The organism is Caulobacter rhizosphaerae, assembly GCF_010977555.1.
Classification (GTDB): domain Bacteria; phylum Pseudomonadota; class Alphaproteobacteria; order Caulobacterales; family Caulobacteraceae; genus Caulobacter; species Caulobacter rhizosphaerae.
On record NZ_CP048815.1, the window covers coordinates 62,970 to 75,210 of the forward strand.

16 protein-coding genes are annotated in these 12,241 nt (G+C 67.8%); 13 read left to right on the plus strand and 3 right to left on the minus strand.

Annotation, left to right across the window (positions count from 1 at the left end; all coding sequences use genetic code 11):
- Positions 1–121: 121 nt before the first annotated feature.
- The 4 genes from G3M57_RS27285 (at position 122) to G3M57_RS00290 (ending at position 2,035) form a co-directional block, all read left to right on the plus strand.
- Complete coding sequence (locus G3M57_RS27285) at positions 122–844, plus strand: LuxR C-terminal-related transcriptional regulator (RefSeq protein ID WP_163228340.1); 723 nt, start codon at positions 122–124, stop codon at positions 842–844.
- A gap of 74 nt (positions 845–918) precedes the next feature.
- Positions 919–1,266, plus strand: a complete 348-nt coding sequence (locus G3M57_RS00280; RefSeq protein ID WP_056757245.1) for a hypothetical protein — start codon at positions 919–921, stop codon at positions 1,264–1,266.
- A gap of 59 nt (positions 1,267–1,325) precedes the next feature.
- On the plus strand, positions 1,326–1,550 hold the full coding sequence (locus G3M57_RS00285) for a hypothetical protein (protein ID WP_056757242.1): 225 nt from the start codon (positions 1,326–1,328) through the stop codon (positions 1,548–1,550).
- A gap of 74 nt (positions 1,551–1,624) precedes the next feature.
- Complete coding sequence (locus G3M57_RS00290; protein ID WP_056757239.1) at positions 1,625–2,035, plus strand: hypothetical protein; 411 nt, start codon at positions 1,625–1,627, stop codon at positions 2,033–2,035.
- Positions 2,036–2,053: 18 nt separating this feature from the next.
- Here the strand turns inward: G3M57_RS00290 and G3M57_RS00295 are convergent, their stop codons facing one another.
- Positions 2,054–2,671, minus strand: coding sequence for a nucleotidyltransferase family protein (locus G3M57_RS00295; protein ID WP_163228341.1), 618 nt, complete (start codon positions 2,669–2,671; stop codon positions 2,054–2,056).
- Between the two features lie 29 nt (positions 2,672–2,700).
- Here G3M57_RS00295 and moaA point away from each other — a divergent pair, with 29 nt between their 5' ends.
- The 7 genes from moaA to G3M57_RS00330 all read left to right on the plus strand — a co-directional run bounded on the left by moaA (position 2,701) and on the right by G3M57_RS00330 (position 8,048).
- A complete protein-coding gene (gene moaA, locus G3M57_RS00300) occupies positions 2,701–3,759 on the plus strand; it encodes a GTP 3',8-cyclase MoaA (protein ID WP_163228342.1) in 1,059 nt (352 codons plus the stop codon).
- Between the two features lies 1 nt (position 3,760).
- A complete protein-coding gene (locus G3M57_RS00305; protein WP_056757229.1) occupies positions 3,761–4,000 on the plus strand; it encodes a MoaD/ThiS family protein in 240 nt (79 codons plus the stop codon).
- The gene (locus G3M57_RS00310) at positions 3,997–4,452 is read left to right on the plus strand and encodes a molybdenum cofactor biosynthesis protein MoaE (protein WP_056757226.1); all 456 of its coding nucleotides are present in this window, start codon (positions 3,997–3,999) and stop codon (positions 4,450–4,452) included. Before G3M57_RS00305 ends, G3M57_RS00310 begins: the two co-directional genes overlap by 4 nt.
- 11 nt (positions 4,453–4,463) lie before the next feature.
- Positions 4,464–5,018 (plus strand): molybdenum cofactor biosynthesis protein B, encoded by a 555-nt coding sequence (moaB, locus tag G3M57_RS00315; RefSeq protein ID WP_056757222.1) that lies wholly within the window; start codon positions 4,464–4,466, stop codon positions 5,016–5,018.
- A gap of 13 nt (positions 5,019–5,031) precedes the next feature.
- Positions 5,032–5,502: a cyclic pyranopterin monophosphate synthase MoaC gene (gene moaC, locus G3M57_RS00320; RefSeq protein WP_056757219.1), complete on the plus strand. Its 471-nt coding sequence runs from the start codon at positions 5,032–5,034 to the stop codon at positions 5,500–5,502.
- A 72-nt stretch (positions 5,503–5,574) separates the two neighbouring features.
- Positions 5,575–6,060, plus strand: coding sequence for a tetratricopeptide repeat protein (locus G3M57_RS00325; protein WP_082564609.1), 486 nt, complete (start codon positions 5,575–5,577; stop codon positions 6,058–6,060).
- Positions 6,061–6,905: 845 nt separating this feature from the next.
- Complete coding sequence (locus G3M57_RS00330) at positions 6,906–8,048, plus strand: Fic family protein (protein WP_056757216.1); 1,143 nt, start codon at positions 6,906–6,908, stop codon at positions 8,046–8,048.
- Positions 8,049–8,367: 319 nt separating this feature from the next.
- Here the strand turns inward: G3M57_RS00330 and G3M57_RS00335 are convergent, their stop codons facing one another.
- Positions 8,368–9,393, minus strand: coding sequence for an IS110 family RNA-guided transposase (locus G3M57_RS00335; RefSeq protein ID WP_163228343.1), 1,026 nt, complete (start codon positions 9,391–9,393; stop codon positions 8,368–8,370).
- Positions 9,394–9,614: 221 nt separating this feature from the next.
- Between G3M57_RS00335 and G3M57_RS00340 the strand changes: the two genes are divergently transcribed.
- Positions 9,615–10,073 carry a DUF6334 family protein gene (locus G3M57_RS00340; protein ID WP_056758094.1) on the plus strand — a complete coding sequence of 153 codons (459 nt, stop codon included), beginning with the start codon at positions 9,615–9,617 and terminating at the stop codon, positions 10,071–10,073.
- A gap of 123 nt (positions 10,074–10,196) precedes the next feature.
- Here the strand turns inward: G3M57_RS00340 and G3M57_RS00345 are convergent, their stop codons facing one another.
- Positions 10,197–11,249 carry an XdhC family protein gene (locus tag G3M57_RS00345; RefSeq protein WP_056758091.1) on the minus strand — a complete coding sequence of 351 codons (1,053 nt, stop codon included), beginning with the start codon at positions 11,247–11,249 and terminating at the stop codon, positions 10,197–10,199.
- A gap of 100 nt (positions 11,250–11,349) precedes the next feature.
- Between G3M57_RS00345 and G3M57_RS00350 the strand changes: the two genes are divergently transcribed.
- Positions 11,350–12,225 (plus strand): bifunctional regulator KidO, encoded by an 876-nt coding sequence (locus tag G3M57_RS00350; RefSeq protein ID WP_056758088.1) that lies wholly within the window; start codon positions 11,350–11,352, stop codon positions 12,223–12,225.
- Positions 12,226–12,241 lie beyond the last annotated feature (16 nt).

The window sequence follows — 12,241 nt, forward strand, 5'->3', positions numbered from 1 at the left end:
CGATGGTGAAACACCTGCCGCTTAGCGAAATTCGATACGGTTTTGCCGAGACGCGCCCTCTGGTGGCGTCATCAGTCAAGTCTTGCTGGACGTGAGGCGAGCCGCGAACCATTTTAGCGGCATGGTGGACTCCGGCGACAACCTGGGCTTCGAGCGGCTGACTCCCCGCGAGCGGGAGATCCTGCGGCTGATCGCCCAGCATCGCCAGTCCAAGGAAATCGCCCGCCTGCTGAGCCTGTCGCCGAAGACGGTCGAGATGCATGTGCTCAGCGCCCGCCGCCGCTTGGCGGGCCTGGGCCGCCGCGACGCCGCCCTGGCGTTCATCGCCTGGGAAACCGACCCCGGTAATGACTACCGTAAGCAATCGGCTGAGCTAGCCACGGCCCAGTTTGGGGGCTCTTCTCGTTTCAACAGCGAGAGCAGCCATGACCAAGCCTTCCACGAACAAGCCTTCCACGAACAGCCCGAACCCGGCCTCGGCCTTCTTCATCGCGAGCTGGCAGTCCCTCGAAGAGGGTCTGACCTTGATGGCGGGAACGCCGGAGCGCGGCCGGCTGGTGGCGGAGACGGTCTCGGCCCTGCGCAAGGCGCAGGCGGCGGGCGATCCTCCGGGCAAGCTGCTTCTGAGGGTCCTGGCCGCGACGGCCTTCCTGGCGGACGACACGCCGCTCCGTATGGAAGGAGCTGGCGCGATGACCTGACTCCCTTGCAATGGCTGGGCCTGATCCTCGCGGTCGCCACCCTGGGCGGAATCCTGCTCGGGACGGTCACGATGGGCGCCCATGAATTCCTCTACGCCCTCCAGCGGTTCCGCGAGGGCTGGAGCCCGCCCCCGGCGCCCTGAGCGCCGAGCTTCCAGAAACATTTTCATCGACTTGAACGTGCGGGGGGCACCCGTGCGACCGGGAGAGTCATGCCATGAAACGCACTGAAGCCGCCCGAGCCGGCGCCGAGAAGCTGATGCGCGCCGAGGCCGCGATCGACGCCGCTCTGCGCGAAACCGCCGAGCTGATGGGCCTGCTGCCCACGCTGCGGCTGGAAACCAAGCTGTCGGCCGTGCTCGGCCAGCAAGCCGTCGCCAACCTCGGCGAGACCCTGGCTCATATCGTATCCGCACGCCGGACGATCATCGAAACCCACAGCGCCCTGGCTGTCGTCCGCACCCAGATCGGCTGCGGGTCCTTGGCCAGCGGCGACATGGACAAGCCGGGCGATCCTCCGCGCACCGGCGGCCTGCACGCCGTCCCCGGCGGCCTGGCCGCCTGATCCCGGGCTGCTGTCCGTTCACGGCGCAAGCCGCCCTTCGACCCCTAAGAGGTGTGCAAATGAGCACCGCCCAAATCGTCCAGCTGCAGCAGGGCGCCACGTCCGATGAAGTGAATGAATTCCGTCGCCACCTGCGGACGCTCGGTCCGGTGCAGCGCCGCATCCTGTCGGTGCTTATGCCCCAGCTGGTCGCGCTGGAACAGGCCGGCGACTCCGATGGCGCGCTGAGCATCATCGAGGAAGTGAAGACGATCCTGTGGGAAGGCCGCCGTACGCGGCACTAGCCGACCTCTGGTTGCTTCTCTGGCTTCCGCGCCTGGGGCATGGTGGCGCCCGATTCTAACCGGGCGTCACCCTCTTGCAGCTCCACACGCTCATCTCCCTGATCCTCGCCATCCTGGTCTGCGGACTGGCCATGTGGCGCGGCGACCGCGCGGCTCGCTGGGTCGGCGCGGCGTTCCTGGCCTCCTGGCTGGGATCGATGCTGGTCTACCGGCGAGACCCCTACCACGCCGACTATGGCATCCTGGCGATCGACGCGGTGACCCTGATGGTCTTCGCCTGGATCTCGATGCGGACCCGGCGGATCTGGACGATCATCGCCTCGGCCTTCATGGCCATCATCGTCGCCTCGCACGTAGCGGTGATGATCGACCTTCGGGTCACCCTCGGCACCCTGTTCATCGGCATGGCCATGTGGAGCTACGGTGTTCTGGCCTGCATCGCTTTCGGCACCTGGGCGTCGCGCCGCGGCCACGCGCGGTCCTGATTCACCCGGCCTGAGCGGTCAGGCCAGGTCCTCGGGCCGGTCAACATCGAACAGAACGCCGAGTTCGGCGCTGTCGACCAGCGCCAGGCGATCGCCCAGCGCGGCCAGCACCTCGCGCGCGCCGACGTCGCCGCCCAGGGCCCGCAAGGCGGGAAAACAGGCTCGACCGAACAGCACCGGATGGCCGCGTCGCTCCATGAAGCGCGGCGCGACGGCGTCGACGTCGGGGGCCAGAGCACGAACCAGCGCCTGGGAGAGGCCACTGGGGATGCGCGGCATGTCGCCCAGGAACACGAAGACGCCGTCGGGATCGGATCGCAAGGCCTCGACCCCCGCCCGCAGCGAGGCCCCCATGCCCTCGGCGGCGTGGGCGGTCACGACGATCTCAAGATCAGCCTCCCGACCCAGCGCCCGGGCATGGTCGCGGGCGAAGGCGGCCAGGTCGCCGTCGCCGTCGGTGACCAACAGGACCCGCCCGACCGGAGCCGCGAACGCCGCGTCCAGGGCCCCCGCCGCCAGCGGACGGCCCTCGAAAGACGCGAGCAGCTTGCGCTCGCCCGGACGCCCGCCGAACCGGCGCCCGGCCCCGGCCGCCAGGACCACGGCGTCGCACCGCGCGCTTTTTCTTTCCGCCATGCCGTCTCGCGCCTATCTTACAAACCGACATGACGCCCTATGACGCCAGCCCCGCGCAAGCGGCAACCCGTTCCGCGCACCCGCCCAGCCGGCTGCCCAGCCGATTGATCGACGGCTTCGGTCGCGCGGTGACCTATCTGCGCGTCTCGGTCACGGACCGCTGCGACCTGCGCTGCACCTACTGCATGGCCGAGCACATGACCTTCCTGCCCAAGGCGGAGGTGCTGTCGCTGGAGGAGCTGGATCGCCTGGCCTCGACCTTCGTGGGTCTGGGCGTGCGCAAGCTGCGGCTGACCGGCGGCGAGCCCCTGGTCCGCAAGGGGATCATGACCCTGGTCGAGGGCCTGTCCCGCCACCTGCGGTCCGGGGCCCTGGACGAGCTGACGATGACCACCAACGGCACCCAGCTGGCCGGCCACGCGGCCGACCTGGCTCGCCTGGGCGTGCGGCGGATCAACGTCTCGCTCGACACGCTCAAGCCCGACCTGTTCCGCAAGCTGACCCGGGGCGGGGACCTGTCCAAGGTGCTGGCCGGGATCGACGCGGCCCTGGCGGCCGGGATCCAGGTCAAGATCAACGCCGTGGCGCTGAAGCACGACAACGCCGGGGAACTGCCGGCCCTGATCCAGTGGGCCCACGGTCTGGGCGCCGACATGACCCTGATCGAGACCATGCCGCTGGGCGAGATCGACGAGGACCGCACCGACCAGTACCTGTCGCTGAAGGACGTCCGCCGCGACCTCGCCTCGTTCTGGACCCTGACGGACCTGGCCTACGCCACCGGCGGCCCGGCCCGCTACGTGCGCGTCGAGGAGACCGGCGGGCGGCTGGGCCTGATCACCCCGCTGAGCCACAATTTCTGCGAGGCCTGCAACCGGGTGCGCCTGACCTGCACCGGCACCCTGCACACCTGCCTGGGCCGCGACGACGCCAGCGACCTGCGGGCGGTGATCCGCGACGGCGCCGACGAGGCGGAGCTGGAGCGGGCGATCTTCGCGGCCATCGGCGCCAAGCCGCAGGGCCACGACTTCCAGATCGACGGCGCGCGGCCGGCCGTGGCCCGTCACATGTCGACGACCGGGGGCTGACATGGCCCGCGTGCTGCTGTTCGGACGCCTGGCCGACCAGGCCGGCTGGCGCGACCGGGCCGTCGAGGCCGGCTCCCTGGCCGCCCTGCGCGAGGCCCTGGCCGCCGACGATCCGGGCCTGGCCGAGGCGCTGTCCGGGCCCGGCGTCCAGGTGGCGGTCGACAAGGTCCTGGTCCGCGGCGAGGCCAGCCTGGCGGCGGCGACCGAAGTCGCCTTCCTGCCGCCGATGAGCGGCGGATGACGACCCTGCCGTCCATCAGCCTGACCGCCCAGGCGTTCGAGCCGGGCGCCCTGCTGACGACCTTCTGCGCCGGCCGCGACGAGACCGGGGCGGTGGCCAGCTTCGTCGGCCTGGCGCGGGCCGAGCGAGGCCAGGCCACAACCCTGGAGCTGGAGGCCTATCCCGGCTTCACCGACGCGGCGATCGCCGCCTTCGCCGAGGACGCCAAGGCCCGGTTCGACCTTCACGACTACCGCATCGTCCATCGCATCGGCCGCATCGCGCCGGGCGAGGCGATCGTCTTCGTGGCCACGGCGGCCAGCCATCGCCGCGCCGCCTTCGAGGCCTGCGACTTCCTGATGGACTATCTCAAGAGCCGCGCGCCCTTCTGGAAGAAGGAGCACGGCCCGGACGGCGAGCGCTGGATCGAGCCGACGGCTCGCGATAGGACCGACGCGGAACGCTGGGACTAGGAGAACGATCGATGTCGGCAGGCAGCCTCATCCCGGGCGGCGGGATCAAGCCGGAGCTTCCGTTCAAGCCGGTGCGAGTGGCGGTCCTGACCGTCTCGGACACCCGCGACGAATCCACCGACACCTCCGGCCAGCTGCTGGTCGACCGGATCAAGGCCGCGGGCCATGACCTGGCGGGCCGCCTGGTCGTCCGCGACGACGTCGACAAGATCCGCCAGACCGTGCGCGACTGGATCGCCGGCGGCCAAGTCGACGCCGTCGTCACCACCGGCGGCACCGGCCTGACCGGCCGCGACGTCACGGTCGAGGCCCTCGAGCCGCTGTTCGACAAGAAGATCGACGGCTTCTCGGTGGTGTTCCACCTGGTCAGCTACGCCACGGTGGGCCTGTCCACCCTGCAGAGCCGCGCCACGGCCGGCCTGATCGGCGGGGTGTTCGTGTTCTGCCTGCCGGGGAGCAACGGGGCGGTCAAGGACGGCTGGGACAAGGTCATCTCGGCCCAGCTCGACAGCCGCCACAAGCCCTGCAACATGGTCGAACTGATGCCCCGACTCCTAGAGCAATAGGATTGCTGGAACAGTGACCCGCCTGACCCACATCGACGACCAGGGCCGCGCCCGCATGGTCGACGTCTCGGACAAGGCCGAGACGGTCCGCGAGGCGATCGCCGTCGGCTTCGTGCGGATGCGACCCTCGACCCGCGAGCTGGCTGTCTCCGGAACCGGCCGCAAGGGCGACGTTCGCGCCGTGGCCGAGATCGCCGGGGTGATGGCGGCCAAGAAGACCGCCGACCTGATCCCGCTGTGCCACCCCCTGGCCCTGTCCAAGGTCGAGGTCTCGGTCGAGCCGGCCGAGGGCGGGCTGGCGGTGATGGCCCGCGTCAAGCTGAAGGGCCAGACCGGGGTGGAGATGGAAGCCCTGACCGCCGTCTCGGTGGCCTGCCTGACGATCTACGACATGCTGAAGGCCGCCGAGAAGGGCATGGTCATCGAGGCCGTGCGCCTGGTCGAGAAGACCGGCGGCAAGTCGGGCGACTGGCGAGCGGAGTAGATCCGCAAGGGTGGGCTTCTGGCCCCCAGCGGACGTTTGGCCCAGCGCCGCAGCCATGCCAGAACGCAAGTCATGGTGGATACTGAAGCACTGTTTCGGATTGGTGACGCTGCCGAGGAAGCTGGCGATTTCGGCTTGGCGTTACGCTCGTTCGAACGCGGCTCGGCGCTTGGTTCGCCTGAATGTCTGACGCGACTGGCCTATTTATACGATGTAGGCGTCGGCGTTCAGGTCGATAAAGACTTGGCGATGAAACTGTATCAGCGCGCTTGGCGTCGAAATGGTTCGACGGTGGCGGCTGAGAATATCGCGATATTGTATCAAGAGGTTGGTCGCTACCGGGAAATGTTCCGGTGGCATCAACGGGCCGCCAGGAATGGCGACGGAAGCGCGCAGCTCAATTTGGCGAAATGTTATCTCGACGGCCTAGGTGTACGGAAAGACCCTCGGTTGGCTATGCGCGCCCTCGCGATCGCTGAAGGCTCCATCTACATAACTGACGATGAGCGCGAAGAGGCGCGCGCCCTGATCGAAATGCTGAAGCCTCGTCTCGTCTAAAAGGTCGGGCATCCAAACCTGGCCGGCCTTCCTGACATCCGCTCAAGGCGCCTGGTCCCAAAGTTCGCTTTCAGCGTTGGCGCGAATTTCCGATTACGACCCAAGTCGGGCCTTAGGTCTGAGCGCCCGCCCAAAAAATACATCCGTCATTCCGGGCCGTGCGGCTACTCAAACCGACATGTGCTCCGGGTGGCAATCTAAGGGTCCCCGAAACACGTCCTGGGATCGAGGGCTCGGCGGCGACTGCAAGGCCTCGGCTCAAGGACCTGCTCGCCTCAAGCCGACACCAGCTCCGCATTGCGGTATAGACGTCCGCTACGAGCCGATGCCAATAGCCGCTCTCCCGACGGGGAGATCATGGAGCAGACCCGCTATCGGAGCCTGGCGACGATGCAAGGCTACATGCGGTGGGCAAAGCTCCGAGCGGCGGGCAGGCGGCAAGGTGGGGCCGTGAGCAAATACCTAGGGGGCGACCTTTGACTGCTGAAGCGACAGGCCCGGGTGTGAACCACCAGGCCGCCGAGTTCCTCGACTACTACTGCGATGACAAGACGCGCGCCGACTACGCTGTGCTGATCGAGGGCGCTTGCCCGCCTGCATGGAATGCGCATCGCGGTAGAGCCTGTCCCAGGCCGCGCTGGCATCCCGCGACCCAGCACAGGCGGCTGCTAGATGGGCGCGTCGTGGCCGCTTTGAGCGGTGAGAGCTAGGCCGGCTTGTTGTTCTCAAAAACCAGCGATCGGCCGTTTTCACGCCACCGGACGCAACGTCCCTGATCAATTGATAGGGGCTATATAGATCACATTTACATGGATTTTGATCGATATATCGATTAGATATCGATCATGGTTTGGAATTGGCAGCAGGAAGGTTGGCCCGAGTTTACTTGGGAACAGCGCAAATTGGTGCGCGCCGAAGCGCTCTTCATCGAGAACGCGGGCGTGCTCATTGGCGTGTCCAAGCATCTGGACGCCGACGACCAATATGCCCTGCGCATCGAATTGATGAGCCATGAGGCCGTCGATACCTCCGCCATTGAGGGCGAACCGCTCGACCGCGATAGTGTCCAGTCGTCCATCCGCAGACACCTAGGCTTGGCCAGCGACCGTCGCCGCGCGTCGCCCGCCGAGGCCGGCATCGCGGAAATGATGGTCGATCTTTATGAGCATGCCGCCAGGCTGCTGACCGAAGAGGTCCTGTTCCGCTGGCATCGCTGGATCACCAATGGGCGCACCGATCTCGTCGATATCGGGCGCTATCGCACCCACGCAGATCCGATGCAGATCGTCTCGGGCGCGCTGCATGCCCCGAAGGTGCATTTCGAGGCTCCGCCCTCGTCGGACCTCCCCACGGAGATGCAACGCTTCTGGGACTGGCTGGAGCGCACAGCGCCGGGCGGTAGCACGCCCTTACCCGCCGTCACCCGCGCCGGCATCGCCCACCTCTGGTTTGAAAGCATCCACCCGTTCGAGGACGGCAACGGCCGGGTCGGTCGCGCGATCAGCGAGAAGATCTTGGCGCAGGGATTGGCGAATCCGGTTGTGACTGGCATGGCCAGCACCTTGTTGCAGCATCGTAAGGCCTACTACGCCGAGCTTGAGCGCGCACACCGAGATCTCGAAATCACCGACTGGCTGTTGTGGTTCGCCGCCAAGACACTGGAGGCGCAGCAACGAACTCTGCGCCAGATCGAATTCGTGCTGGATAAGGCTCGCCTCATGGGCAGTTTGCGTGGCGTGCTGAACGAGCGCCAGGAAAAGGCGCTTATTCGGTTATTTGCCGCTGGGCCGGAAGGCTTCAAGGGCGGGCTCAGCGCCGCCAACTACATGACCATCACGGGCACGACATCGGCGACCACCACCCGAGACCTCGCCGCGCTGGTCGACACCGGCGCGCTGACTCGCACCGGTGCGAACAAGGCCACGCGCTATCATCTGAACATCGCCACCACGCCACTTTCGTCGCTCGACGAGCACGACATCGCCTAAGCTCTACCGTCGGGCCACGTTCGCGAGCCTCACAAAACGCGCCTCTTACTAAAGGTCCGTGTGTGGACGCCCCGGTCGAAGCAAGTGGTTTTTCGAGATTTCTGACGCTGTCGGTTCAGGTGCTTCCGTGTGTCCGGCCTGTTGATGCGGCTGTTCACACGCCGCTGGCCTGTATGGAGATCGCGGATCGGGTCCAGACCGCTCAGGCGCGCTCGAGGCGCTCGGACATTTTCACTGGTTTTCCCGACCCCGTCTTCTGACCGTTGCGCCATACCTCTCGTCTGACCTTCGCCTCTCCGACGCCCTCAGACCCTGGCGGTTAGACCGCCATGGCCGGAGCTCTGTAGGTTCCTCCGTGCGCCATCAGCGCCCAGACGATCCTCGCCATCTTGTTGGCCAATGCGATGGTGACCAGCATCCGTGGCTTTCGGGCCAGCATGCTCTCCAGCCATGGATTGGCAGGTGCACGATCGCGGCCGGAGACCCTGGCCGCGGAGCTGGCGCCCAGGATCAGCAGCCGTCGCAGACTGCGCTCGCCCATCTTGCTGGTCCGCCCCAATCGCTCCTTGCCGCCGCTGGAATGCTGGCGTGGCGTGAGGCCCACCCAGGCGGCGAAGTCACGCCCGCGCCTGAAGGTGCTGGCGGCCGGCGCCAGCGCCACCAACGCGGTGGCCACGACGGGTCCAATGCCAGGGATGGTCATCAGCCGCCTGGCGACCGGATCGCGCTTGGCCCGTATGGCGATCTCAGCATCCAGTTGAGCGATCTGGCCCTGTAGGGCTCGGAGGCTCTGGACGATGACAGCCAGCACCGGCCGCGCCTGGGCGGGCAGATCGGTGCTGGGGTCGTCGACCACATCGATCAGCCTGGCAGCGTGCGCCGCACCTTGCCGGACCACGAAGCCGAACTCGGCCAGATGCCCCCGCAGCGCATTGATCAGCTGGGTGCGCTGCCTGACCAGCAGATCGCGGGTGCGAAACACCACGGCCGAGCCTTGGGCCTGCGCGCTCTTGGGCGTGACGAACCGCATCGTCGGCCGTTGCGCCGCCTCGCAGATGGCTTCTGCGTCGGCCATGTCGTTCTTCTGCCGCTTCACGAACGGCTTCACATAGGCCGGTGGGATCAGGCGGATCTCATGGCCCAAAGCGCCGATCTCACGGGCCCAGTAGTGGGCGCTGGCGCAGGCCTCCATCGCCACCAGGCAGCGTGGCTGGCCGGCGAAGAACGCCAGCAGTTGTTCTCGTCGCAGCTTCTTGCGGAAGACCACGCCGCCGGCCCGATCAGCGCCATGCGCCTGGAAGACCGACTTGGCCAAGTCGAGCCCGATTGTGATAACTTCTTCCACGGACGCCTCCTTTGCAGTGGTGTTTTCAACACCTCCACTTTGGCACATCGATGCCGTCGGGGGGCGTCCACCCCATCGCTCAGGGGCGGGTGCGGAAACGAGGTCCGCGCCTAAAACCGGTCCTTTATCGCCATGCCGGACAGCGGACGGGCCAAAGGTCTGTTCGGGGTGGGGAAACGGCCCGTGTTGTGGACTATGAAACACCCCGGCTGGAGCCTTCCATGAACTCTGATGAACTTCCTCGCGCCCAGGGCATCGTGCGGTTTGATTTCGACCGTTACGACGATCTCCACGGACAATCGACCTGCCGCATCAAGGCTAAGATCGAGGCGGACGATCCGAGGCCCATTTGGTGGGAAATGGTCGTGATGGGCGAGACCCTCGGTCTACACATCACCGTAAACAGGGACACTGACGAGTTGATCGTCGCGCTGACCAATGTTGCAGAACCCGGTGGGGGCCTCTGGATCGATGTCGAACAGCTAGCTGATTGTATTGGGGGCAAGATCGGCTGGTTCTGGTCCGCGATGAACTCCCAAGGTTATTGGGATTTGTTCATACTGTCGTTCGAGGGCAGTGTAATTCCAAGCGTAGCCTTTCTCGGAATGGCGTCGGAAGTGCACGTAATGCGGATGGCCCTGGTCGAGCAGCCGTCTGCCACTGAGGTGATTGAGCGTTAGGCTAGCCGAAACGCACACACATCATCACGGTCATCCGGGTTGGACCCGGACCGCTCCGCGCCTCCCCATCAGCTCGCCGCGCAAGCCCGAGGTCGAGAAGCCGTGCCCGCAACACGATGCCCGCTAAGACTTGCCCCCACCTGGCGGCTTCGCCGCCTGTCCGTCCCCATCGGGGGTGGAGACCGGCCGTCGCGCCAGGGCCGGCTGGCCGTGGCGGCTGGCCATGATCTCGCCGATGATCGCCACGGCCACCTCAAACGGCGCCTTGCCGCCGAGGTCGAGGCCGATCGGGGCGCGCAGCTTCTGGAGGTCGGTCTCGGCGACGCCGGCGGCGCGCAGGCGGTCCAGCCGCGCGCCCAGCCGCCGCCGGGCGCCCAGCAGGCCGACATAGGACGCGGCCGAGGGCAGGGCGGCCAGCAGGGCCTCGTGGTCGACCTCCTCGTCATGACCGCAGACCGCCACCGCCGTCCAGGCGTCCAGCCCGACCGCCGCCACGGCGCCGGCCACGTCGTCGCGGCGATAGGCAACGCCGGCCAGGGGCGGCGGCGCGATCGGGCCCTTGGGACGCACCAGGGTGGTCGAAAACCCGGACTGGGCCCCGAGGCTGGCCACGGCCAGGGCGGTGGGATCGCCGCCGAACACCACCAGTCGCGGCGGCGGATCGAATCGCCGCGAAAAGGCGCCGGGCCAAGTAGGGGCGGGGTCCGACGCCGGGGCGCAGAGCCGTCGCTCGCCGTCGCTGATCCAAGCCGCCGGCTCGCGCGCCTCGGCCAGGGCCAGCAGCGCCCGCGCCGCATCGTCGTCGGAGGCGAGGCGCTCGACCAGGATCTCGATCCGCGCCCCGCACAGCAGGCGGATGTCGGGCCAGGGGCTGCCCTCGCCATAGACCAGGCGCCGGGGCCGCCCGTCGGCCATGCAGGCCCGGGCGTGGGCCTCGACATCGGCCTCGATGCAGCCGCCCGACAGGAACCCGGCCCGGCTTTCCATGCCGAACACCATCTGGGCGCCGACTGGACGCGGGCCGCCCTCGCCGAGCGAAATGATCGTCGCCAGGCCCGCCGCGCCGCGCGCCAGGGCCTGGGCCAGGGCGGGCCGCATGTCCTCGGCCAGGCCGTGCAGCGGCCAGTCTCCGGCGATTTCGGAGGCCTGGTTGAGCGGGGGATCGGGAAGCTTCATCGCCGGCGATGTTAACCCCTCGGCAAGTTTCCAGAAACGCCTTCTTCAGTCCTTTGGGCCTAGGCTCGTCGACACTGGTGTTCCATCCGCACGGATTTCCATGTCGCTTTCGGTTTCCAAGCTCGGTCTCGCCGCCGCCCAGTTCGGACTGGACGGCATGAGCGCGTCGCCGCGCGCCCGTTCGCCCGAAACCGAAGCCCGTGACATTCTCGCCATCGCCGCCCGCGCCCGCCTGTCGGTGCTGGACGTGTCGGGCAACTATGGCCGCGCCGAGCAGGTGCTGGGCGACCTGATCCCGCGTCCCGTGCCGTTCCGCGTCACCCTGTCGGCCGCCCGCGCCGACCGCGGCCCGGACTTCGTCGAGGCCGAGGCCCGCGCCAGCCTGCGCCGCCTGGCCGTGGAACGCGCCGACGCCATCATCGTCCCCTCGCCCGCCGAACTGTTCGGCCCGCACGGCGCGGCCGTCTGGGACCGCCTGGCCCGGCTGCGCGACGAGGGGCTGTTCGCCAAGGTGGGCGTCGCCGCGCACGCCAGCGACGATCCCGTCGGCGTCGCCCGCCGCTTCAAGCCCGACATCCTGCAAGCGCCGGCCAGCCTGCTGGACCAGCGCCTGCTGGCCGACGGCTCGCTGCAGCGCATCGCTGGCATGGGGATCGAGGTGCAGCTGCGCTCGATCTTCCTGAACGGCCTGCTGTTCCTGCCGCCCGACCGCGTGCCCGCCCAGCTGAAGGGGGCCTCGGGCCGCCTGTCGAAGGTGCGGCGAATGATCGCCGAGGGCCGGTCCGATCCGCTGCAGGCCGCCCTCGGCTTCGCCCTGTCGCGCGTCGAGGCCAGCGCCGTCCTGGTGGGCGTCACCTCGGCCGCCGAGCTGTCGGCCGTGGTCGCCGCCGCCTCCAGCCCGCCGCCCGACCTCGACTGGGACGACATGGCCATCGACGATCCGGTGGCCCTGGACCCGCGACGTTGGGTCGCCTGACATCGGGACGAAATAA

Excerpts from the sequence above, each read along its gene's own strand:
- G3M57_RS27285 (WP_163228340.1), top strand. The coding sequence starts at position 122 with ATGGTGGACTCCGGCGACAACCTGGGCTTCGAGCGGCTGACTCCCCGC.
- G3M57_RS00280 (WP_056757245.1), top strand. The coding sequence starts at position 919 with ATGAAACGCACTGAAGCCGCCCGAGCCGGCGCCGAGAAGCTGATGCGC.
- G3M57_RS00285 (WP_056757242.1), top strand. The coding sequence starts at position 1,326 with ATGAGCACCGCCCAAATCGTCCAGCTGCAGCAGGGCGCCACGTCCGAT.
- G3M57_RS00295 (WP_163228341.1), bottom strand. The coding sequence starts at position 2,671 with ATGGCGGAAAGAAAAAGCGCGCGGTGCGACGCCGTGGTCCTGGCGGCC.
- moaA (WP_163228342.1), top strand. The coding sequence starts at position 2,701 with ATGACGCCCTATGACGCCAGCCCCGCGCAAGCGGCAACCCGTTCCGCG.
- G3M57_RS00305 (WP_056757229.1), top strand. The coding sequence starts at position 3,761 with ATGGCCCGCGTGCTGCTGTTCGGACGCCTGGCCGACCAGGCCGGCTGG.
- G3M57_RS00310 (WP_056757226.1), top strand. The coding sequence starts at position 3,997 with ATGACGACCCTGCCGTCCATCAGCCTGACCGCCCAGGCGTTCGAGCCG.
- moaB (WP_056757222.1), top strand. The coding sequence starts at position 4,464 with ATGTCGGCAGGCAGCCTCATCCCGGGCGGCGGGATCAAGCCGGAGCTT.
- G3M57_RS00325 (WP_082564609.1), top strand. The coding sequence starts at position 5,575 with ATGGTGGATACTGAAGCACTGTTTCGGATTGGTGACGCTGCCGAGGAA.
- G3M57_RS00330 (WP_056757216.1), top strand. The coding sequence starts at position 6,906 with ATGGTTTGGAATTGGCAGCAGGAAGGTTGGCCCGAGTTTACTTGGGAA.
- G3M57_RS00340 (WP_056758094.1), top strand. The coding sequence starts at position 9,615 with ATGAACTCTGATGAACTTCCTCGCGCCCAGGGCATCGTGCGGTTTGAT.
- G3M57_RS00345 (WP_056758091.1), bottom strand. The coding sequence starts at position 11,249 with ATGAAGCTTCCCGATCCCCCGCTCAACCAGGCCTCCGAAATCGCCGGA.
- G3M57_RS00350 (WP_056758088.1), top strand. The coding sequence starts at position 11,350 with ATGTCGCTTTCGGTTTCCAAGCTCGGTCTCGCCGCCGCCCAGTTCGGA.